Below are 22,209 nucleotides of genomic sequence, written 5' to 3'. Positions count from 1 at the left end.
CGCCGGAGGAGAAGTGCAGATGTCGATGTCGATCCGAGTCGAGTGGTGGATGCTGGCGTACGTCGCCGCGGCGGCAGCCTGCGGTCCCCGGCCGGCGGGGGCTCCGGGCGCGGGGCGACCCGCGGCGCCGGCGGCGACCGGCAGCGCGCCGGCGCCCCGGCCCGCGCGCCTCGCGGGGCGGCTCGTCGGCCACGACGGCCGGCCGATGGCGATGGCCCACGTCACGGTCGACGGGCGGGCGCACGAGGTCGCCGCCGATGGTTCGTTCTCCGTCGACCTGCCGGCCGACCGGTTCGTCCGCGTGCGGCTCACGGGGGTCGATCACGTCGACGACGAACTCGGTCTGCTCGGCGGCAGCGACGTCGAGGTCGACGTTCGCCTCGGCACGTATCCGCGGCCGGATGCGCTCGATGCACTCGAGGTGCTGGTGTTTTCGATCGGCGCCGGCGGGGAGCTCGCGCCGCTGCGCACCGTGTCGATGACCCGTCGCGCCGACGGCGTGTGGACCGCCGACATCCCCGCGACGGGGCCGATCGCCTACGAAATCACCGGCCTGACCGCCGAGCCGGGGCGAAGCATGAACGCGCCGGGCCGCGGGCCGTACCGCTACGACGGCGACGGCAACTACGCCACGGTTGCCCGACCGACCGGAGGCAAGGTCGTCGTCGAGGTCGACCCGAGCGCGTTGCCGCCTGCCGGCGTCGCGACGCGCGTGTCGTTCCGGCGCGCCGAGCCGGTCGTGGCGAAGGTCGCGGGGCTCCCGTCGCGCATCGCGCGCGCGCGCCGGTTCGGCGACGATGCCGCCCGGGTCACGCGCGCGGAAGTCGACGCGGAGCGCGACCCGACGGCGCACGCGGCGCTCGCGATCGCGTACTTCGCCACGCGGCCGCCGCCGCCGGGGCCGGACCCGGACGCCTCGCTCGCGCGCGCGGTGCTCGCGGACGTGCCGAGCGCATCGCCGCTGTGGTCGATGGCGCCCGATGCCGCCGCCCAGGTGGTGGTGGCCGCCAACCGGGAGGCGCCCGATTATTCCTACGTCGAGGAGGTCTTGTCGGCGGTCGACGACGACGAAGCGGCCGCCGAGACGCTGTTTGCGCTGATGTGGCGCGCGCGTGGGGACGGGCGCGAACAGGACGTGGCGCGCTACTACGAGCTGATGCGCGACCGCTACGGTCGCACCCGCTACGCGCGGCTGGCCAGCATGTTCGATCCGTCCCGGCGGGTGCGGCCGGGTGCGCCGGTGCCGGCGTTCGACGTGCCGCGGTACGGCGGCGGCGATCGGATCACGCCCAAGACCTACGCGGGACACACCGTGCTCATCGACGTGTGGGCGACCTGGTGCAAGCCCTGCGTCGCCGAGATGCCGCATTTGCACGCGGCGTACGAGCGCTACCGCGGCGCGGGATTCCGCATCTTGAGCGTGTGCGTGGACGACACCGCCGACCACGTCGACGCGTTCCGCCGCGATCCGCGCCATCCGATGCCGTGGGACCACGCCGTGGTCGATGGGGAGGACGCCGCGGCGTTCAAGCAGGCGCTCGAGGTGGCCGGGCTGCCGACCCTGCTGCTCGTCGGGCCAGATGGGACGATCATCGCGACCGGCCTGCAGCTGCGCGGTGGCGGGCTGGAGGCGATCCTGGCGCGGCGCTTCGGCGCGCGGTAGGCGCGGTCGCCGCGGTCGCCGCGGGTCGCGCGGGTCGCCGGGGTCACGCGCGGTCGCCGCGGGTCGCGCGGGTCGCCGGGGTCACGCGCGGTCGCGGCGGGTCGCGCGCACGACCAGCCGCCAGCACCGGTGCGGCCGGCGGCGGAAGTCCGGCGGCGTCGTCGCGGCGGTGATGTCCTGCACATCGGCGCGGTCCCGGAGCGCGGCGGGGTCGAGCGCGAGCTTGCGCGCGTTGGTCGAAAAGTACAGCACGCCCCCGGGCGCGAGCAGGTCGAGCGTCTTGTCGATGAGCCACAGATGGTCGCGCCGTGTGTCGAGCACGCGGTCGAACCGTTTCCCGTGCGAAAACGTCGGCGGGTCGAGCACCGCGAGGTCGAACGACGCGCGGCCGACCGGCGGTGTGTCGAGCCACGCGAGCACGTCGGCGCGGTCGAGCCGGTGACGCCGGTCGCGCAGCCCGTTTAGCGCGAAATTGTCGGCGGCCCACGCCAGATACGTGTTCGACGCGTCGACCGTCCACGTCGACGCGGCGCCGCCGGCCGCCGCGTAGACGGAAAACGATCCGGTGTAGCCGAACAAGTTGAGGACCCGCGCGCCGCGCGCCTCTGCGCGCACCCGCGCGCGCGTGATCCGGTGATCGAGAAACAAGCCGGTATCGAGGTAGTCGTCGAGATTGACCCAGAACCGAAGGCCGCCCTCGCGCACCTCGAACCGCCGGCCGGTCGCGGCGAGCTTGTCGCGGTCGCGCCGCCGCCGGCGCACCCGCACGTGCACGCGTTCGGGCGGCACGTCGAGCGCCTCCGCCGCGGCCGCGACCATCGCGTCGGCCCAGCCCGGCTGTTCGGTGTGCGGCTTGTGCGGCGTCGCGTACTGCGCCACGTACAGGCGGTCGCCGTAGCGGTCGACCGCGAGCGGGATCTCCGGGATGTCGCGGTCGTAGACCCGGTAGCAGGTGACGTCCTCGCGGCGCGCCCACTTGCGCAGATGGCGGTCGGTCTTGCGCACGCGGTTCGCGAGCATCTGCGCGTGGCGGGCGAGGTCGTCGGTCATCGGAAACGCGTGCGCGCCGCCGGGCCGGCGGCGGTTCGGGCCGCGGTCGCGGGCCGGTCAGAACGTCCCGGCGACCGCGAGCCCGAGTTTGCCATCGATCGCCGACGGGTACACGGCGACCTGCTGGCCGGCGGCCGCGCCGAAGCGCGGGTCGGGCTGCATGTCGCGGGTGAGGTAGGCGCCGAGCCCGAAACCGGCCCACAGGCCGCCGAGGGTCGTCGCCGCCAGGATCCGGCTCTCCGCGTCGTCGTCCGGCTCACCGACGACGAGGGCGCCGGACGCCACGCCTCCGAGCGCGCCGAGGAAGGTCGACAGCGCGACCAGTCGCCCGCGGGAATGCGACCAGTCGAGGTCGCGCGCCGCGACCATTCCGGCGACCATCCCGGCGTTCAAGCCGCCCGCGAGGACCAGCAGCGCGGTGTCGTCGTCGCTGGGTTCGTAATCGGCGATGACCATGCCGAGCCCCGCCGTCGACAGCCCCGCGATCGACAGCGTGAGCGTGAGCGACGACTGCGCTCGCGTCGGGTGCATGCGATCGGCCAGCGCGAGCGCGGCCGCGCCGCCTGCCACGGTCGTGCCGAGGACGAACGACAGGGCGTCGTCCGTGTCGTGGAGGCCGAGCGGCGCCGACAGCAGCGCGCCGTTGAGCGCGCCGAGCGTCACGCCGGCGGTGTAGGCGTCCGCCATCCCCGTCGTGATGCGCCGGTCTTTCGTTGCAAAGTAGCTGCCGAACAGGCCGGCGGCCGTCGTGCCGGTGACGAGCAGCGTGCCGGCGCGAAAGTCCTCCACATCGAAGATGGACAGCAGTACGACGCCGGCGTACGTGCCCGTGAGGGTCGTGACGGTGACGAACTCGATCCGCCCGGACCGGTCCGACGAGTCGACGTCGCCGGTCGGCTCGGCCGGCGGCGTTTTCGGCGTGTGCGCCGGGCGCGGCGACGGCGGCCGCGCCCCCGGCGCCGCACTGGCGGCCCGCTGTTTGAGAGCGCGCGCCAGGCGCGCGAGTTCGCGGGCCGCCGCCCGGCGCTCGGGGTCGGCCGTCGCCGCGGCCACCGCGTCGAAGCCGGCGATCGCGGCGTCCAGGTCGCCGCGCACCAGCGCATCGAACGCGGCGTCGTAGCGGGTGTCCTCGCCGCCATCGGGCGCGTCCGTTGCGGTTTGGGCGCGTGCGGCCGGCGCGGCCGTCGCGACGGCGAGTGCGGCGATTACTGCAGTGTGGCTTGCGCGCATGGCGGTCTCCCGTGAGTTCGTTCCGAACGGCGCGTCCTGCCGAGACAATAGCGAACTGGTCGCGCGAGAGGGCGGCAATCCTAGGCAACGTACGCGGGGAGCGCGCGCCATTTGGGGGGCGCGCGCGTCACGAAGGGGCCGTGTACCAGTACAGCGCGAACGTGCCGAGCCAATGGGCGCCGGCGTAGTGGTCGGGCGAGACGCCGCGCAGCCCGGCGCGGGCGTGCCGCTCGGCGGCGGCAAAAAACCCGAGCGCCCGCAACATCCACGCCCTCGACAGGTTCAAGCCGTCGAAGTGGGCCAGCTTGCCGTCCGCGCGGTCGACCGGCGACACCGGTTCGAACCGGTCGACGGAGGGAAGAAACGCGGCGAGCCACGACGCGAACGCGGCCGGCGGCAGCACGCGGCGCATCAGGTCGGCCTCGGCCAGGCTCGGCGACAGAAAGTCGTACGCGGACGGCTCGAACGCGACCGGCGCCGGCGGGTCGTCCGCGTAGAAGTCGACCGCGCGGGCAACGATCGCGTCCGCGAGCGTCCGATCGCCGGCGGCGCGCGCGTAGTCGAGGGCGAGCGCCATCGCGAACGCGGAGTTCGTGTGTTCGCCCGAGCGGATCGGATGCGACAGCCGGTCCAGCCACGCCGCAAACCGGTCGCGGGCGATCCGTTCGAGTGGCGCGAGCGCGCTGCGCCACGGCGTCGCCTCGGCGCACAGCGTGAGCAACCACGCCATCCCGTAGGGCATCTCGAAGCCGGGCCGCGCGCGCAGGTAGGCGACCTCGCCGCGGATGCGATCCGGCGCGAAGCTGCGGTCGAGCGCGGCGCGGGCGCGGTCGGCCCACGCCGCGGCGGGGAACCGGCGCACGAGCCGCGCGATCGCCCAGTGGCTGTGGACCGCCGAGTGCCAGTCGTAGCAGCCGAAAAACGCCGGCGTGAGTTCGCGCGGCGGCCGCACGTCGGCGTCGTCCTGCAGCACGTGCGAGATGTGGTTGGGGTATTCGCGGTGCAGCGACGGCAGGATCAGCGCCGCAAGCCGATCGGCGGTGCTCGCGTCGAGTCGGCCGGTCACGCCGGTTTCGGTCCGATGAGGGTGCGAAGCGTTGCGGTGGCAACGATGTCACCGGCGTCGTCGCGCAGCACGACCGGGACTTCGATCTCCTCGCGCTCGCTGGCGAGCGGACGGTCGAGATGGCACGTCCCCGTGATCGTGCCGCGCGCCTTCTTGACGTACTCGATCGACAGGCCGGTGACGATGAACCGCGCGTCGTCGGGCAGCGAGTACGCGACCGCGATGTTGCCGGTGAGTTCGGCGAGGTTCGCCAGTGCGACCGCGTGGATGCTGCGCAGGTGGTTGCGGACGGCGCGGTGGTCGCGCAGGACCACCCGCGACCGGCCGCGGTCGAGGTCGACGACGCGCGCACCGATGCTGCCGGTGTACGGCGCCATCGCGCCGACCAGTCGGCTGAACAGGCGCGGGCCGCCCGGGATGCGTCGCAGCCGGTCCCACGCTTCGCGGATCGGGTTGCCGCGCGCGTCGATGTCGAAAACGAGTCGGTGTCGTGCCACGGCCGGGTTGTAGCACCGAACGCGGCGGCGCGATCACGCCAGCGGCTGCGCCGCGAGCCGGCGAGCGCGGGACCCGACGCGGCGTTTCCCGGCGAGCGCGCGCAAGATGGCGAGATTCACCGGGTCGCCGGCGGTGCCGGCCTTCGGCGTCTCGAGCACCATTGGCAGGCCCGCGAACCGGTGGTCGTTGACGAGGCAACGAAACGCGGTCAGGCCGACGTGGCCGCGGCCGACGTGTTCGTGGCGATCGACGCGCGCTCCGAGCGGCGCCTTCGAGTCGTTGACGTGAAATGCCGCGATGCGGTCGCAGCCGACCGTGCGGTCGAACTCGTCGAACGTCCGCTGCCACGCGGCCTCGCTGCGGATGTCGTAGCCGGCGGCGAGCGTGTGGCAGGTGTCGATGCACACGCCGACGCGACCGGCGTGGCGTCGCATCGCGCCGAGGATGTCGCGCAGGTGCTCGAACCGGTGTCCGATGCTCGTGCCCTGGCCGGCGGTGTTTTCGAGCAGCACGCGCGTCGGACAGTCGCCCGCCTCGTCGTAGAGGCGGTCGAGCGCGCGGGCGATGCGCGCGATCCCCGTGGCGTGTCCGTCGCCGGTGTGCGCGCCCGGGTGGATGACGAGGTAACGAATGCCGAGCTGGGCGCAGCGCGCCAGCTCGCGGCGGGTGGCGCGGTACGACCGTTCGCGCAGCGCGCGCGTCGACGCGGCGAGGTTGACGAGATACGACCCGTGTGCGAGCGCCGGGTCGACGCCGTAGGTCGCGCGGGCGTCGCGCCATGCGGCGACCGCATCGCGGCCGATCGGCGGCGCGGCCCACTGCTGGTTCGAGCGCGTGAAGATCTGGATCACGTCGCAACCGGCCTCGGCGCCGCGCTCGAGAGCGCGGTGCAGCCCGCCGGCGATCGACATGTGCGCGCCGACGGCGCAGCGGGCGGCGCGGCGAGCGGCTCGCTCGTTCGGCGACATGGCCCGACGTTCGGCTTCGAACGCGGTGGCGTCAAGTCCGCGCGGCCGCGCGCCGCGGGTACCCCGGGCGCGGCCGCGCCGGCGCGGGTACCCCGGGCGCGGCCGCGCCGCCGCGGGCTTCGCCGCCGCGGTTACGGCCGCTGCGGGCGTTCGCCGAGCACCAGGTCGAGCGTCTTGCGCTCGCCGTCGCGGACGATCACGATCTGGACCGGCTCGCCGGCGCCGATGCGCGCCAGGTGGGTGCCGAGCGACCGCAGGTTCACCGGCAATCCGCGGATGCGGATCACGATGTCGCCCTCGCGCAGGCCCGCCTTGCCCGCCGGCCCGTCCGGCGCCACCCCGCGGATGCGCACGCCCTCGTCGTCCGACAGGCCGAGCGCCTTACGCGCGTCGGCGTCGACTGGGCCGGGGAACACGCCGAGGTAGCCCCGCTTGGCGCGCGCGACGTGCACGCTGCGCGTCGCCCCGCCCCGCGCGACGACGAGATCCTGCGCGGTGCCGGGTTCCCACTCGCGAAACCGCTTGCCGACGTCGCGGGGATCGGCCAGCGGCGTGCCGCCGATCGCGCGGATGACGTCGCCGGCGGCCAGGCCCGCGCCGGCCGCCCGCGATCCGCCGGCGACCGCCGTGACGACCGCGTCGCCGCCGCGCGCCTGCACCTCGATACCGAGCCAGTCGACGTGATGGATGAAGGTCGGCGTCACGGCCCCGGACGCGATCGCGTCGACCGTGCCGTAGGCGACCCGCACGATGTCGGCCATGCGGTCGTAGGCGAGCTTGTCCGCGTGGTCCGACAGCTGGTGATAGTCGTCGTGCAAGCCGGTAAAGAAGAACGCAAACGGTACGTCGGACGCGTAGAACGGATGGTGGTCGCTGTTGCCGGAGTACTCCGCGCCGCCGAACTCGATCGGCAAGCCGACCGCCGCGTTGGCGGCGGCGACCGCCTCGCGCACGCCGGTGCCGTACCCGTCGCCGACCACCGCGACCGGCTGCGACGGGTTGCGGCCGATCATGTCGAGGTTCAGCATGAACACGACGCGCTCGATCGGAAGGATGTGCTGATCGACGAGCGCACGCGAGCCCAGCAGGCCCTTTTCTTCGCCCGAGAAGCCGATGAACACGAGGCTGCGCTTGGGCCGCCGTGCGCGCGAGGCGAACGCCTGCGCCAGCTCCAACATCCCTGCCGTGCCGGAGGCGTTGTCGTCGGCTCCGTTGTAGACGGTGTCCCCCGCGCCGTCGTACGCGCCGAGGTGATCGAAGTGGGCGCCGACCACGATCCACTCGTCGCGCAGCGCCGGGTCCGACCCCTCGAGGTAGCCGATGACGTCGACTGGGGTGACGACGCGCGCATCCGTTCGCGCGCGCACCGACACGGTCGCCACCGTGCCGGCGTTCGCGATCGCCGCCGGTTTGTCGCCGCCGTCGACGGCCCGCTGTAGATCCGCGAGCGACCGGCCCGCACCCGCGACGAGGGCGGTCGCGACCGACCGCGACACGTGCAGCGCGACCAGCGGTGCGCCGTCGCGCGTCTGCCGCGCCCGCTGCATGCGCTCGCGCATGCGCTCGTCGAGCGGTTGGGTGAGCCAGATCGCGTTGGATCGCAGGTCGTCTCCGTCGTCGTGGTGCAGCGGATCGGTCACCAACAGCATGGCGGCCGCGCCGTGGCGCCGGGCGTTGGCGGCCTTGGTCGCGAACAGCGCGTGCCGGCGGAACGCCTCGTCCGCCTTGCCGTCCCCCTCGCCCGGGTGGTGGCGCAGCACGAGCACGATCTTGCCCGCGACGTCGAGGCCGGCGTAGTCGTCCCAGTTCAGCTCGGGCGCGGTGATCCCGTAGCCCGCGAACACGACGGGGCCCTCGGCGACTCCCTCGTCGGAGAACGGGAACACCGCGAAGTCGCGGCCGAGCGCGTACGCGGTGCCGCCGGCCGACAGCGACGTGTGCGCGTCGTCGTAGCCGAGTTCGTACAAGGTGTACGCGACCTGAAAGTCGTCGTGGCCCGGCAGCGGCGCCAGGCCGTAGCGGTTCATTTCGCGCGCGAGGTAATCGGCCGCGCGCTGATAGCCGGGCGCGAGCGTCTCGCGCCCGCGCAGCTCGTCGGACGCGAGCAGTTCGACATGTGCGCGCAGCTCCGCCGCCGAGATCGATGCCGCGCCGGTCGGCGGCGCGGTGCGATCGGGCTGCGCGGCGTCGGATGACCGGGCGACGTGGGCTGGGGCGGGCGCGCGGCCGCCACACGCGGCCGCCAGTGCAAGCGCGAAACACGCGCGGTTCGCTGACATGGCGGCACCTATAGCACGCGCGCCGATGGCAGGCGTTGACAGGCCCTTGCCGGATCACAGGTCGAGGACGACCTTGCCGAACCCCGCGTTGGATTGCACGTACGCGTGCGCGGCCGGCGCCTCGTCGAGCGCGAACGTCCGGTCGATGACCGCGCGCACGCGAGCGCGCGCCCACAGCGGCACGATGTGCCGGCGCAGCGCCTCGGCCGCGGCGAGCTTCTCCTCGACCGGGCGCGATCGCAGCACCGTGCCGCGCACGATCACGCGCTTGCGCAGCAGCGCGCCGAGGTCGAGGTCGACGCGCGCACCCGCCATCAAGCCGACGACGACGATGCAGCCGCCCGGCTGGACGCAGCGCACGTCCTCGGCCACGTACGCGCCGCCGACCAGCTCCAGTACGGCGCGCGGTCCGGCGCCGCCGGTGGCCTCGCGCACCGCGTCGGCGAACGCGCCGGCGTCCGGCACGATGCCGGCGTCGAGTCCGAGGTCGCGCGCCCGTTCGAGCTTGGCCGGCGTGCGGCTCGTGCCGACGGAGGTCGCGCCGATCGCGCGCGCGATCTGGATCGCCGCCGTGCCGACACCGCTGCCGGCGGCGTGGATCAGCGTCGTATCTCCCGCGCAAAGGTGCGCCTGCAACACCAGCGCGTCGTAGGCGGTGACGAACGCCTCCGGGATGGCGGCCGCCTCGCGCCAGCTGGCTCGCTCCGGGATCGGCGCCAGCGCGCGCTCGTGCGCGACGAGGAATTCGGCGTACGTGCCGCCGCCGGCGAGGCCGCATACGCGGTCGCCGAGCTGCCATCGCGTCACGCCGGGGCCGATCGCGTCGACCTCGCCCGCGAACTCCAGCCCGGGGATGTCCTGCGGTGCGTCGGTCGGCGCGGGATACAGCCCCATTCTCTGGAGGATGTCGGCCCGGTTGACGGCCGTGGCGCGCACGCGCACCCGCACCTCGCCGCGCGCGGGCTCGGGGGTGGGGACGTCGCGCACCGCGAGGACGTCGGGACCGCCGGCTCCGGTGATGACGATCGCTTTCATGCGTCGGGCTCCGAATCGGGTGGACCGCGGCTGCTGGCGCGGCCGCGCCGCCATCCTACACGACGGCGGCGTGCGGTATAAGCTCCGTCCGATGGAGCCCCGGCAGCGCACGTTTTGGCAGGCGTTCGGACCCGGCGTGCTGTTTGCCGGCGCCGCCGTCGGCGTGTCGCACCTCGTGCAGTCGACCCGCGCCGGCGCGTCGTTCGGGTTCGCCCTCGCCGGCGTCGTCGTCGTCGCGAACCTCGCCAAGTACCCCGCGTTTCGCTTCGGCCCGGAGTACGCCGCCGCGACCGGCACGTCGCTGCTCGAGGGCTACCGCCGCCGGGGACGATGGGCGCTGGCGCTGTACGCCGCGCTCACGGTCGGCACGATGTTCACCGTGCAGGCGGCGGTCACCATCGTCACCGCCGGGCTGGCGAAGGTGCTGTTTGGTCTCGACGCGTCGGCCGGCGCGATCGCCGCGGCGCTCACCGCGGTGTGCGCGGGGCTGCTCGCGGCCGGGCGCTACCGGTGGCTCGACCGCATCGGCAAGTGGGTGGTCGCGGTGCTGACGGTGTCGACCGTCGCCGCGACCGCGCTCGCGCTCGGGCGCATCGACTGGGGCGCCGTGCCGTTTTGGCCGGATCGGCGGCTCGTCGAGCCGGCGTCGCTCGCGTTCGTCGCGGCGTTGATCGGGTGGATGCCGTCGGCGATCGACGTGGCCGTGTGGCAATCGCTGTGGACGCTCGCCCGCGAGCGCGACACCGGGCACCGGCCGACGCGCGGCGAGTCGCTGCTCGACTTTCACATCGGCTACATCGGGACGGCCGTGCTCGCGCTGTGCTTCGTCACCCTCGGGGCCGCGGTCATGTACGGGCGCGGCGTCGCGTTCGCGTCGACCGCGGGCGGGTTCGCCGCGCAGGTCATCGCGCTGTACACCGACATGCTCGGCGAATGGGCCGAGCCGATCATCGGCGCCGCCGCGTTCTCCGTGATGTTCTCCACCACGCTCACGGTGGTCGACGGCTTTCCGCGCGCGCTGTCGGTGCTCGTGGAGCGGTTTCGCGGCCCGGAAGCGCCGGGATCGGCGGGGGAGGGCCGCGACGCGCGCGGCGTCTATTGGGCGGCGCTGGCGGTGCTCGGGGTCGGCTCCGTCGTCATCATCTACCGGTTCCTCGCCGATCTCAAAGCGCTCGTCGACCTCGCGACGATTCTGTCGTTCTTGACCGCGCCGGTGCTCGCGTGGCTCAACCACCGCTGCATCACCGGCGCCGAAGTTCCGGAGGAGGCTCGCCCGTCGCGCGCGCTCGCGGCCGCGAGCTGGGCCGGGATTGCGTTTCTCGCCGGCGCCGCGCTGCTGTACCTGTACGTCCGGTTCGCGTGACCGCCGCGGCGACCGCCGGCCCGGTGATCGGAAACGGTCGCCGCCGGTTGCGCGTTCCGGCGTCAGTCGGCAGGCGGGGCCGAGTCGGCACGCGACGGGCGCAAAGCCGGATCGATCTGCCACGCGCCGCGCCGCGTCGGCTTGCGCAGGCACTCGCGCAGCCGTTCCAGGTAGCGCGCGCGCGGCCACAGGGTCGCACCGAACCGCGCGAGGTGATCCGTGTGAACCTGGCAGTCCACCAGGTCGAACTCCCAGCGGGCGAGCTGGTCCACGAGCGTCACGAACGCCACCTTCGACGCGTCGGGCGCCGCCGCGAACATCGACTCGCCGAAAAACGCGCCGCCGAGCGACACGCCGTACAGGCCACCGGCCAGCTGGCCGTCGAGCCAGGCCTCCGCCGAGTGGGCGAACCCGAGGTGGTGCAGCTCCGTGTACGCCTCGACCATGTTGGGCGTGATCCACGTGCCCGACTGCCCCGGCCGCGGCGTGTCCGCGCAGCGGCGGATCACCTCGTCGAACGCGGTGTCGAGCGTGACCGTGTAGGTGCCGCGGCGCATGCGCTTGCGCAGGCTGCGCGGCACGTGCAGCGCGCCGATCTCGAGCACCATGCGCGGGTCGGGCGAGTGCCACAGCAGCGGCAGACCCTCGTGCGGCCACGGGAAGATCCCGTTGGCGTACGCGAGCAGCAGGCGCTCGGGGCGCAGGTCGCCACCGACGGCGAGAATGCCGCTTTCGTCGGCGAGTTCCGGCGGCGGGAACACCACGCGCTCGTCGAGTTGGAACACGGGCATCGCAGGCCAGTGTAGGCGACGACGGCGCCGGTGGGGACGGTTTCCGTGCGGCCGGCGGCGCGTTCGCGCTTGCGCCGGTGCCGCCGGCGCGCTAGGAGGCTGTTGCGTATGGGCGCGCCAGCGAGGTTGCGAGATGCGAGGCGAGGTTCGGCGCACGCCCGTAGCGCTCGAGGGCGCGTATCAACATACGTAACCGAAGGGCGCGAGGACGTACGCCGAAGATCTCCCGCAGATCGCGACCGCAGCCAGCGGCTATGCGCAACAGCCTCCTACGGGAGCAGGGGAGGCGACGCGATGGAACTCGCATTCTACAGCGACTACTGTTGACCGTACTGCTACATCGCGGAACGCGGCGCCCTGGTCAGGGTGAATCGAGAGTTGGGCGTCGACTTCGACTGGCGCCCGTTTTACCTGCACCCGGAGATCCCGCCGGGCGGGGTTCGCGTCGCCGAGCTTTTCGGCCCCGAGCGTGCGGCCGCGTTCGACCGACGCCTGCGCGCGTTCGCGGCCGAATTCGGCGTGCCGATCCGGCCCCCCGAGCGCGCGCCCAACACGCTGCCGGCGCTCGCGATGACCGAGTACGCGCGGGCGGCGGGCGCGCTCGACGGCGTGCGAGACGCGCTGATGCGCGCGCACTGGGTCGAGGGTGCCGACATCGAAGCCGACGACGTGCTCGCCGCCGCGGCGGAGGCCGCCGGACTCGACCCCGGTGAGGCGGTCGCCGCGGCGCGCGATCCGGCGTGGATCGACCGCGTGCGCCGCGCGCGCGCCGAGGCGATCGAGCGCGGCGTCACCGCGATCCCGACGTACTGGATCGGCGGCGCACCGCTGGTCGGCTGCCAGCCGTTCGACGTCGTCGCCCGCGCGCTGCGCAAGCGCGGCGTCGCCGCGTAGATGGCCGCCTGCCCGCCGCGGCGTCGCCGCGCAGATGGCCGCCTGCCCGCCGTGGCGCAGCTTCGCGTCGCCGGCGAGGCCGCGTTGCGCCGGCCGCCGCCCCGCGGATGCGCCTGGTCTATAGTCGCGCGCATGCGCCGAGTTGCCATCGTCGCCGTCGCCGCGGTCGCGTGCGGGCCGGGTTCGCATTCGCCGTCGCCGGCGGCCGCCCGGCCCGCCGCCGCGTCGCCGCCCGCCGCCGCGTCGCCACCTGCCGCCGCGTCGCCGCCTGCCGCCGCGTCGCCGCCTGCCGCCGCGTCGCCGGCGCCGGCCGCCTCCGAGCCGACGCCGCAGCAACGTTTCGACCGCGCCGTCGACACCTTTTATTGGGAGACAATGGACGCCCATCCGGGGATGGCCGTATCGCTCGGCTATCACCAATACGACGGGCGGCTTCCGGACCGGTCGACCGATGCGCTCGCCCGGCGCGCCGCGACCCTGCACAACGCGCTGGCGCTGTTCGAATCGATCGAGCCGGCGGCGCTGTCGCGGACGGCGCAGATCGAGCGCGAGGTCGTGCTGGCGGCGATCCGCGGCGAGCTATTCGACCTCGACGTCGTGCGCGCGCCCTGGCGCAACCCGATGCACTACGTCGAGGCGCTCGACGTGTCGGCGTACGTCGCGCGCGACTACGCGCCGTTGGCCGACCGGGCGCGCGCCATCCGCGCCGTGTGCGACGGCGCCGGCGCGTTCGTCCGCCAGGCGATCGACAACCTCGACGCCGCGCTGCCGCGGACGTGGATCGACACCGCGCTGCTCATGACCGACGGCATGATCGACTTCGTAGGGCGCGACGTCGTCGACGCGACGCGGGCGCTGGGCGACGACGATCGCAAGGCGCTGATCGAGTCGTTGGCGCGGTGCACGAACGCGCTCGTGGAGTACCGCGACTTCCTCCGCGCGCGCGCCAAGCTCGCGACCGACGCGTTTGCGCTCGGGCCCGAGCGATTCTCACAGATGGTGCGCGACACCGAAGGCGTCGCGATTCCGCTCGACCGGCTCGAGGCGATCGGCCGCGCCGACCTCGACCGCAACTGGCACAATCTCGAGGAGGCGGCGCGCGCGATCCGTCCCCGCGCAAGCGTCGCCAAGGTGGTCGCGCGCGTCATGAACGACAAGCCCGCTGCCGACCAGGTACTGGCCGAGGCGCGCGCGCAGGTCGCGCAGATGCGCCAGTTCTTGATCGACCACCGCATCGTGACGATCCCGAGCGACGACGTCGTCGAGGTGCGCGAGAGCCCGCCGTTCATGCGGTGGAACTTCGCGTTCCTCGACGGAGCAGGGCCGTTCGAGACGGCGGCGTTGCCGAGCTTTTATTACATCAGCCCGCCCGATCCCGCGTGGCCCAGGCGCATGCAGCGCGCGTACATTCCGTTTCGCGGCGACCTTCTGTTCACGACCATCCACGAGGTGTGGCCGGGGCACTTCTTGCAGGGGCTGCACCAGCGGCGCAGTGACTCGCGCGTGCTCAAGACGTTTTGTAGCTACGCCATGTCGGAAGGCTGGGCGCACTACGCCGAGGAGATGATGTGGGACGCCGGCGTCGGGGACGGCGACCCGCGCGTTCGCATCGGTATGCTGCAAAACGCGCTGTTGCGCGACGTCCGGTTCCTCGCCGCGATCGGGTTACACGCGCGCGGGATGTCGGTTGAGGACGCCGAAGCGCTGTTTCGCAGCAAGGCCTTTGCCGATCCCGGCAACGCGCGCCAGCAGGCCGTGCGCGGTACGTTCGACCCCGGGTATCTGAACTACACCCTCGGCAAGCTGATGATTCGCAAGCTGCACGACGACTGGAAGACCAAGGTCGGCGACGACTACAGCCTGCAGCGGTTTCACGACGAGTTTCTGTCGTACGGCTGCGCGCCCGTGCCGGTCATTCGCCGGTTCATGCTCGGCTCCGACGCCGGCCCGCCGCTGTAACGGCCAGCGCGCGCCGCCGTAGCGGCCGACCCGCGCCGCGGCCGGAACCGGTCGCTACCAGCCGGCTCGGTCGGTTGCGCGTTCACCGATTGGTGTCCGCCCGCTGGCGGTCGCCGGTCGTCGCCGCGGCCGAGCCCGGACGGCGACGCCGTCTCCGTGGGCGTCGTTTTCGCTTGCCACGGTCGCGGCACCCGTGCTACGGAAATGCCCGTTCGAGAGCAGTCCCCCTTTCCGGCCGCGCGCGGCGTCGACTCGCTCGACGGCCCCCGTGGAGATCGACATGGTGGTAGGAAGGCATCGTGTGCGTGCGGCCTCGTGGCATGTGTTCGCGGTCGCGCTGGGCATCCAGATGAACTGCGCGTCGCCGGGCCAGCCCGACGGCGACTGCGACCAGCTCGTCGACCACGTCGCCGACGTGCTCGGCGTGCAGGCTCCCCGCGGAGCGCAGCGCGACGCGGCGGTGGCGCGGTGTCGGAGCATGCGCCTGACCGCGGACCAACGAAACTGTGTCCTGCGTTCGGTCGATCCCGCGACGTGGGCAGACTGTGGCCTGTTCGATGCCCCTGCCGCGCGCGTGGAGGGGGGGCGATGACTGGGCGCGGCATGTCGGCGCTTCGAGCGCTCGTCCTCGCGGGTCCCACGGTCGCGGTGCTCGTAACCTCTGCGTGGGTTGGCAGCGCGGGCGAGTTGCCCCTGGGCAGCGGCGCGGCCGGCGCCGAGACGGGCGTCCCTTTTTCTGCCGGGTCCGTGTCCGCGACCGGGGGCCTGCAAGTGGCCGCCCCGATCAACTTGCCCCCGGCCCGCGGCGGCTTGCCGATTCCGTTCGCGGTCCAGTACACGGGCGACGCGATCGTGCACGAAGCGGGCGTCGGTTGGCGCGTTCCGTTTTCGTAGGTCGCGGTCAACGACACGTTCAGCCGCCGCCGGCCCGGGTTCTCCACGTCGCTCGCCGAGCCACAGCCGCCCATCGAACGCGTCGAACTCGCCGGGAGCCACGGCAGCCAGATCCTGTCCCGGGACGTATCCACCGGATCGTACCGGCCGTCGGTCAACGGCGATTCGGTCGAGCTCCGTCGCGACGGCGACGGCTGGCGCCTCGACGACGGCAACGGCCTCCACTATCACTTTCAACGGGAGCCCGGTCTGGGGATCGACTCGATGTGGCTCCTGCGGTCGATTGGCGACGGCACGAGTCGCAACCGCGTCACGCTGTCTTATCGCGTCGAGCGGGTGGCGCTGCCCGACGGCGGCGAGGCACCCGAGCTGTAGCTCGACCAGATTCGCTACAACGATCACTGGCGGTACGGGTGCCCGAAACACACGATTCGCCTCGAGTACGGCGAGCGCGAACCGGGCGTGATCCGCGGCTACACCGTCGTGCACGGCGCCGTCCTCGTGCGGTCGCGCCTGCTGACGGCGGTGGACGTCCTGGCCGCGGCGTCCCAGACCTGCACGACGAGCCTTCAGCGCATTCGTCGATACGAGCTGCGCTATGAGCCGGACGCGGACACCGGTCAGCCGCGTCTCGCGTCGCTGTGGGTGCGCGGTGTGGAGGGGACCGCCGCCGACGAGAACCCGCGGCCGCTCGCGCGATACGAGTACGGCGCGGCCACGACGGCGCGGCCGGACGGCAGTCGAGTGCTCCGCTACGGCGACGCGCAGCGCGTCGACTGGCCAGCGGGCGCCGTCGGCGCCATCGAGCGTACCGAGCAGGACGGCGACGTACGCGTCGTGCGCCAGACGCTCCGCGACTTCACGGGCGACGGACTTCCGGACCTGGTCGTTCACAAGCAGGGCGAGTCGGCCATCCTCCATCGCAACCTGGGAGGGCAGCGATTCGACCCCGCGGGCGCGCGCCTGTTCGAACAATCGCCCGACCCAGACTTGCCGATTTTTCTGTCCGCCGGGCCGGGACACCGGCATGTGGTGCAGCGGGACCCGGATCAGCCGTGGTCCGCGACGGAGGTCTGGGTCGACGCCCTCGACTTCAACGGCGACGGACGACTCGATATCCTAGACGCGCGCTACGACGACCAGTGGCGCGTCTACCTGAATACGCCGAGCGACGGAGCGCCGGGGATTCGCTGGCGTCTCGTCGTGCTCGACATTCGCGGCCTGCGGGATGCGCTGGCCGACACGATCCCCGGCGAGTCCGAATACCAGATTCCGCAGCGCCGATTGCCTCTGTCGGTGTCGGTCACGGCGGTCCCGTTCGAGCGGGTGAAATGCTACGCCGTCCGAGGAGGCGAGCTGCGAGACCTGGGGTCCCCGTCTTGGCAGCCGCTGCAGCCGCCTCCTCCGCTCGAGTGTCAGACCGCGCCCCCCGGCGCGTTCGCGCCCTACCGGATGTCGGCGACGACCGCCGTGTTGTGGAAGCTGGCCGACGTCAACGGCGACGGCTACCCGGACGTCGTCGGCAATTCCGCGCCGGTCGGCGTATTTACCTACGACTCCTGCGAGCTCGCCCGACGGGCAATCGCCGAGCGGCCGGGTGTCTACGAGGGTTTGGGCTGGTGGTGCGGCCCGGAGACGCAGGCTGGCGTCCAGCGGGTCGATCCCGACGACCATACGTCGGCCTTGCGCGAAAACGACCCGCTCGTGTTCTACAACCAGCAGGGCGTGCGCCTCGGCAACGGTTCGCCCTTCGCTTCGGGGACCGTGCTGCCGGGCGCGCCGGCGCGATGCGCGCTCGAAGAGATTTCCGTCGAGTTCGAGCCGAGCGAGCAGCCCGTGTCGCCGATGCGCGCGCACCAGTCGTGCGGTCTGCGCGACCTCACCGGCGACGGGCTGCCGGAGCGCGTCGTGGGCGCATCGGCGTACCTCGGAACTGGCGTCGGCTTCGGACCGCGCTTGCCGGGCAACGCGAGTGTGTGGACCTCGTTGGACTCCCGCTACGAGTGTTCGGATGCATTCCAGAGCGCGACCTTTTTGACGACGGCGCGGGCCCTCGCGGCGGATCTCACCGGCGACGGAATCGCCGACTATGCTCACATCGACGGCCCGCTTGCCTGTTACGTGGGTGACCCGCAGTGCCCGCGGCCCACCGTCGTCGACATCGGAACCGGCGTGGCGGCCGCGCCGGACGGCGTCGTCGAGCCCGCGGGTGCTTCCGTACAACTCACCGTCGGTGCGGGCGACAAACCGGTCCCGATCCAGCGCACCAGTGAGGAGTGCGTCCATCCGCGGTCGAGCGTGCAGTCCCGCCTGCTCGACTTCGACGGCGACGGGATACTCGACTGGCTCACCGTCACGGACGGGGGCATCCGCGTGCGGCGGTTGGTGGGCGACGATGAGAACGGCGGAGCGTTGTCGGCGCATCGACTCGTCCGTATTGGGAACGGTTATGGCGCCGTATTCCACATCGCCTACGCGTCAGCGAAGGGAAAGACCGCCTTGCCGCACGACGTTCCCTACCCCGAGATCGTGGTGTCGAAGACGTGGGTGACCGGCGACGGGCAGCGGTTCGCTCCGACCTATCGCGCGTATGGCGGCGCACACATGGCGTACGACAGCGTCAAGGACCGTTGGCGCATGTCCGGCTACCGGCGAGTGGTCTCGCTGCGCGGCATCGAAGAGGAGATGCACGGCGAAACGACACTTCGCGGCGCTGCTGTGATCCGCGAGTCGATCGACGGCGACCGGCTCACGGACGAATACGCTCGTCTGGCGCTTGCGGGCCTCCCGGTGAGCACGCACGTGCTCGCGGGTCGGTTTCGTACCGATGCATGGTCGCTCGTCGACCTCGATCTGGCAACGCATCCAAACGACTCGCGCTATCGGGCCGCCAGCACCGTCGACCACGTCGCGACTTGGACCGGGCCGCCAGCGGACGCGTTGCCGTCCGACCTCAAGACGTTCGACTGCATTGCGCCTTCCGATCCGTATGATTTCTCCGGCGGCTGGGGCAAGCCGTTGTGCGTCGCAAGCGGGTTCGTGTACACGCGGGAAACCCGGCAGTGGCGCGGTGATGCGGCGCCGAGCGTGCGACCCGGCGCCCAGGTCGCCACTGCGACCCGGGTTGAACACGTGGATGCGCATGGGCGGCCCGTCGCGATCCTGCGCATGGGCGACACCGCGTTTCCAGGCGACGACGTGTGCGAGTACATCCGCTACGCGAAGCCCGCCGGCGACGCTGCGACGGCCGTTCACGACCTCGTATACATCCGTCGACTCGCGTCCCCGCGCCCCGGAGACCGCCACGAACCGACGTGCCCGGCCCGCGAACTCGATCGCGAGCCACGCGACGGGTTTCTATCCGGCGTTCGGTATGAATACGACGGTCTGCCTCCGGGCCTCGCGCGGCGCGGGCGCGTCACGCAAGTCGTGACCGAACGCTACGCGACGGACACGGGCGCTCTCATCGACAGCTACACGAGTGCGCAGGCGCGATATGACGCCGTCGGCCACGTCGTCGAGCACACCACATACGGTGGCACCGAACCCGGTGGGCGGGAACTGCGCCGAACGACGACGTGGATGTTCGACGCCGACGGCTACGGCCTGGTGCCGCGGGAGATTCGCGTCTCGGGGGCGGACGTGGCGGCGCAACCGAAGACGCGCCTGTTTTACGACGAGGCCACCCTGGCGGTCGTCGCCTCGGAGGATGCGGACGGCGTCACGCGAGCAACCCGTTACGACGGATTCGGCCGGCCGGTTCTCACGACCATCCGCCTCCCCGGAGAGTCGGAGCGCGCGCTGACGGCGATCTACTACGTCGAGGGCGAGGCGGCGACAGCCATCGACGAGGTCGTCGATCGCAGCGTGGTGACGTTCTCGTTCCCGGACGGCGCCGACGTGGCGGCGATCCCGGCCGAGCCGGTGTCGCCGCCGGTGCCGCATCGATTCAGTGAGACGGTCATCGACGCATTCGGCCGCGCGCTGTACACCGACAGCGCGCTGGGCGACGACTATGGCGGCGACTTCATTCGATCCGGTGAGCGGGTCTTCGATTCGCTCGGCCGCGTCGTGTTCGCCGCCGATCCATATCCGCTCAGCGACACCTCCGAGGTGCGCTACGGCAGCACGTTCATGTACCGCGACGACGGCACGCTTCGGTGTCGCGTTCGAGGACGCGGCCCGCAGGTGGATGCGCGCGAGTCGAGTGCAGACGACGCCCGCTTCCCGACCTGCTTCGAAACCACGTACGTGAGTGGGCTCGTCGTTCAGCGCGTGCGAGGCCCGAGCGAACTCGATCCTGCATCTCCGCAGGCCGGAGCCTACGACGAGACGGTTTCGACGGCGCTCGGCTGGGTGCTCGAGCATCGCCGGGTTTCAGGCGACAGTGTGCTCGAGCGCAGTCGCCGCACGTACGACCGGCTCGGAAATCGCACGCGTCTGACTCGGTATGGCGATCCGGACTCGCTTGCGGATCCGGTCGTCTGGGCGTCGGCGTACGACTCGCTCGGCCGCGTGCTCCGCCTCGACGAGCCAGGGGTGGCGACGCGGACGAATGAGTACAACCAGTGGGGGCAACTCGTTCGCAGTCGTCTCGACGCATGGGGAGGCAACGGCGTGGAGGTCGCCCACGACAGCTTCGGTCGCGTGGTCACGCAGACGTCCGGCCGATGGTATGGCGCGTACTTTCGCGCCGACGGAGACGCCCGGGTGCAACACGTCTACGACCGGCCGGCGGCTGACCCCCAGCACCGCGGCGCGCGCCACCTGGCGGGCCGGCTGTCGTACTCCTTGGCGGGGCCGGATGGGGCGCCGCACACGCGCGTCTACTATAGCTATGACGCGCTCGGTCGCCCCGAGTGGACGACGCGGGTCGGCGCCGAAGGCCAGCCGTACGTCGAACGCCGCAGCTACCGGCTCGACGGTCGGCTCGATCGGCTGACGTTCAGCCTGCCCGACGCGGACTACGCCGACGAGATCGTGTCGTATTCGTACGATACGGCGGGCCGGATGAGTCGCGTGACGTGGTCGGACGGGGCGGGCATGTTCGACCTTTGGCGCGCCGTCGACGTCGACGCCTTCGGGCGCGTTCGGGAGGCGGTGCTCGGCAACGGTGTCGCCGAGCGTTTCCAATATGCCGACGGTGACCGCCGCGAACTACGGTCGTACGAGGTCGTCACCGCAGACGGCGCCATATCGCGGCAGTACGTTCGCTACGACGCCGAACTTCGCCCGTTGGTGCAACTCGACAAGCGAGCGAACGAAAGCGGGTACTTTACGGTCTACTCCTACGACGCGCTCGATCGCCTCGAGCGGGCTGCCCGTTCGCTCGTGTTCTGGGGAGAGGCGGAAGCCTTCCGCTACGACCCACTCGGCAACGTCGTTCAGGTCGACGATGCGATGGCGGGGGAGCGCTTACGCGTGCAGCGACAGCAGACCGATCGCGATCGCATCTGCCGGGTCACGCGGTCGTCGATGGCCGTTTCACCGCCGACGGATGCGTCGATCGATCCGCGCGCCCCGGTCGTCTTGGAGCCGGCGGCGCCCAGCGGAAACGCCGGTACGTGTCACTACTACTACGACGCAGCGGGCAGCGTCGTCCGGATCGCGGAGCCGGGACGCGAGGTGAGGCAGTTCGGCTACGACGGGCTCGAGCGCATTCGGTGGGCGCGATCGGGATCGGCCTCGGCGCGGGTTTCCTACGACCCCGAGGGGGGTGTGGCGTCGTTGCGCGTCACGGGCGTCGACGTCGAACACGAACGCGAGGAGTATCGCTACGGCGCGCTCGTACAGTCGGCGCAGTTCGTGGAGGGGGGCGTCTCGGTGCGCCGTGTCGAGCGGCGCATTCCCGGGCCCGGTGGAGTGATCGCGGTGCGCCGGGGGGCTGGGGACAGAGCGGTCACCCTCTACGTGCACGGGGACGCGCGGGGCGTGACCGCGGTGACGGACGAGGACGGGCGCGTGGCGCAGCGGGTCGTCATGTCGGCCTACGGCAAGCTGCGGCGTGATTCCGGTGAACTGGGCGCGATCACGTCGGTGCGCGCGGGTTTCGACGGGGGCGATCCGCTCACGCCGTTTGGCGTCGTCCTCATGGGGGCGCGCATCTACGATTCCGAAGTCGGGCGATTTCTTCAGCGCGACCCGCTGCTGATCGATCGGTCGGCGGGGCGAAGCCACCCGTACGCGTTCGGGTGGAACGACCCGATCGACTACGCCGACCCGCTGGGCCTCGACCCCAGCCCGATGGGACCGATCGACGAGCTGTGTACCACGTGTCTGACGATGTCGAAGCTCGCCGGCGTCGTCGGCCAGATCCCCGAGTGGCTTGGATTCGGCGGCAGCGAAGGACAGGCGCGCCCACGCGTCGCGCGGGTGACGCCGCCAACTTGGGACGTCGGCGCCGTCGAAACCTTCGGCATGGGCGGGTTGTTTAACGCCGCAGTCGGCGGGGACATGGGCTATCTCGCCGATGCCGGCCAAAGCTACTCGGATGCCGTCGGCTCCTTGTGGAGTACGGTG

Annotated in this window: 15 protein-coding genes; 7 read left to right on the top strand and 8 right to left on the bottom strand. The window is 72.1% G+C overall.

From position 1 onward, the window contains the following. Window positions 1–19: 19 nt before the first annotated feature. A complete protein-coding gene (locus tag D6689_07765) occupies window positions 20–1,663 on the top strand; it encodes a TlpA family protein disulfide reductase (GenBank protein ID RMH42577.1) in 1,644 nt (547 codons plus the stop codon). Between the two features lie 81 nt (window positions 1,664–1,744). On the opposite strand, the gene D6689_07760 is transcribed toward D6689_07765, so the two are convergent. The 7 genes from D6689_07760 to D6689_07730 all read right to left on the bottom strand — a co-directional run bounded on the left by D6689_07760 (window position 1,745) and on the right by D6689_07730 (window position 9,789). After that, a complete protein-coding gene (locus D6689_07760) occupies window positions 1,745–2,683 on the bottom strand; it encodes an SAM-dependent methyltransferase (protein RMH42589.1) in 939 nt (312 codons plus the stop codon). An 87-nt stretch (window positions 2,684–2,770) separates the two neighbouring features. Further along, window positions 2,771–3,943 carry a hypothetical protein gene (locus D6689_07755; GenBank protein ID RMH42576.1) on the bottom strand — a complete coding sequence of 391 codons (1,173 nt, stop codon included), beginning with the start codon at window positions 3,941–3,943 and terminating at the stop codon, window positions 2,771–2,773. A 127-nt stretch (window positions 3,944–4,070) separates the two neighbouring features. Further along, window positions 4,071–5,009, bottom strand: a complete 939-nt coding sequence (locus D6689_07750) for a DUF2891 domain-containing protein (GenBank protein RMH42575.1) — start codon at window positions 5,007–5,009, stop codon at window positions 4,071–4,073. Further along, window positions 5,006–5,506 (bottom strand): DUF4442 domain-containing protein, encoded by a 501-nt coding sequence (locus tag D6689_07745; protein ID RMH42574.1) that lies wholly within the window; start codon window positions 5,504–5,506, stop codon window positions 5,006–5,008. Before D6689_07745 ends, D6689_07750 begins: the two co-directional genes overlap by 4 nt. Before the next feature lie 33 nt (window positions 5,507–5,539). After that, window positions 5,540–6,475, bottom strand: coding sequence for a deoxyribonuclease IV (locus tag D6689_07740; protein ID RMH42573.1), 936 nt, complete (start codon window positions 6,473–6,475; stop codon window positions 5,540–5,542). 131 nt (window positions 6,476–6,606) lie between these two features. Beyond that, window positions 6,607–8,754, bottom strand: coding sequence for a M20/M25/M40 family metallo-hydrolase (locus D6689_07735; GenBank protein ID RMH42572.1), 2,148 nt, complete (start codon window positions 8,752–8,754; stop codon window positions 6,607–6,609). A 54-nt stretch (window positions 8,755–8,808) separates the two neighbouring features. After that, entirely contained in the window at window positions 8,809–9,789 is a 981-nt protein-coding gene (locus D6689_07730; protein ID RMH42588.1) for an NAD(P)H-quinone oxidoreductase, read from the bottom strand. Between the two features lie 91 nt (window positions 9,790–9,880). Here D6689_07730 and D6689_07725 point away from each other — a divergent pair, with 91 nt between their 5' ends. Further along, window positions 9,881–11,152 (top strand): divalent metal cation transporter, encoded by a 1,272-nt coding sequence (locus D6689_07725; GenBank protein RMH42587.1) that lies wholly within the window; start codon window positions 9,881–9,883, stop codon window positions 11,150–11,152. Between the two features lie 62 nt (window positions 11,153–11,214). Here D6689_07725 and D6689_07720 read toward each other — a convergent pair whose 3' ends face one another. Next, window positions 11,215–11,943, bottom strand: a complete 729-nt coding sequence (locus tag D6689_07720; protein RMH42571.1) for a leucyl/phenylalanyl-tRNA--protein transferase — start codon at window positions 11,941–11,943, stop codon at window positions 11,215–11,217. A 339-nt stretch (window positions 11,944–12,282) separates the two neighbouring features. Between D6689_07720 and D6689_07715 the strand changes: the two genes are divergently transcribed. The 5 genes from D6689_07715 to D6689_07695 form a co-directional block, all read left to right on the top strand. After that, window positions 12,283–12,837, top strand: coding sequence for a hypothetical protein (locus D6689_07715; protein ID RMH42570.1), 555 nt, complete (start codon window positions 12,283–12,285; stop codon window positions 12,835–12,837). A 132-nt stretch (window positions 12,838–12,969) separates the two neighbouring features. After that, on the top strand, window positions 12,970–14,796 hold the full coding sequence (locus D6689_07710; GenBank protein ID RMH42569.1) for a DUF885 domain-containing protein: 1,827 nt from the start codon (window positions 12,970–12,972) through the stop codon (window positions 14,794–14,796). Window positions 14,797–15,118: 322 nt separating this feature from the next. After that, a complete protein-coding gene (locus D6689_07705) occupies window positions 15,119–15,388 on the top strand; it encodes a hypothetical protein (protein ID RMH42568.1) in 270 nt (89 codons plus the stop codon). Further along, window positions 15,385–15,690 (top strand): hypothetical protein, encoded by a 306-nt coding sequence (locus D6689_07700; GenBank protein ID RMH42567.1) that lies wholly within the window; start codon window positions 15,385–15,387, stop codon window positions 15,688–15,690. The genes D6689_07705 and D6689_07700 overlap by 4 nt, the downstream gene beginning before the upstream one ends. A gap of 462 nt (window positions 15,691–16,152) precedes the next feature. Next, a partial coding sequence (locus D6689_07695) for a hypothetical protein (protein RMH42566.1) occupies window positions 16,153–22,209 on the top strand: 6,057 nt, incomplete at its 3' end.

It is taken from the genome of Deltaproteobacteria bacterium, from assembly GCA_003696105.1.
GTDB lineage: Bacteria > Myxococcota_A > Polyangia > Haliangiales > J016 > J016.
This window is presented reverse-complemented; position numbering and strand designations above follow the sequence as displayed.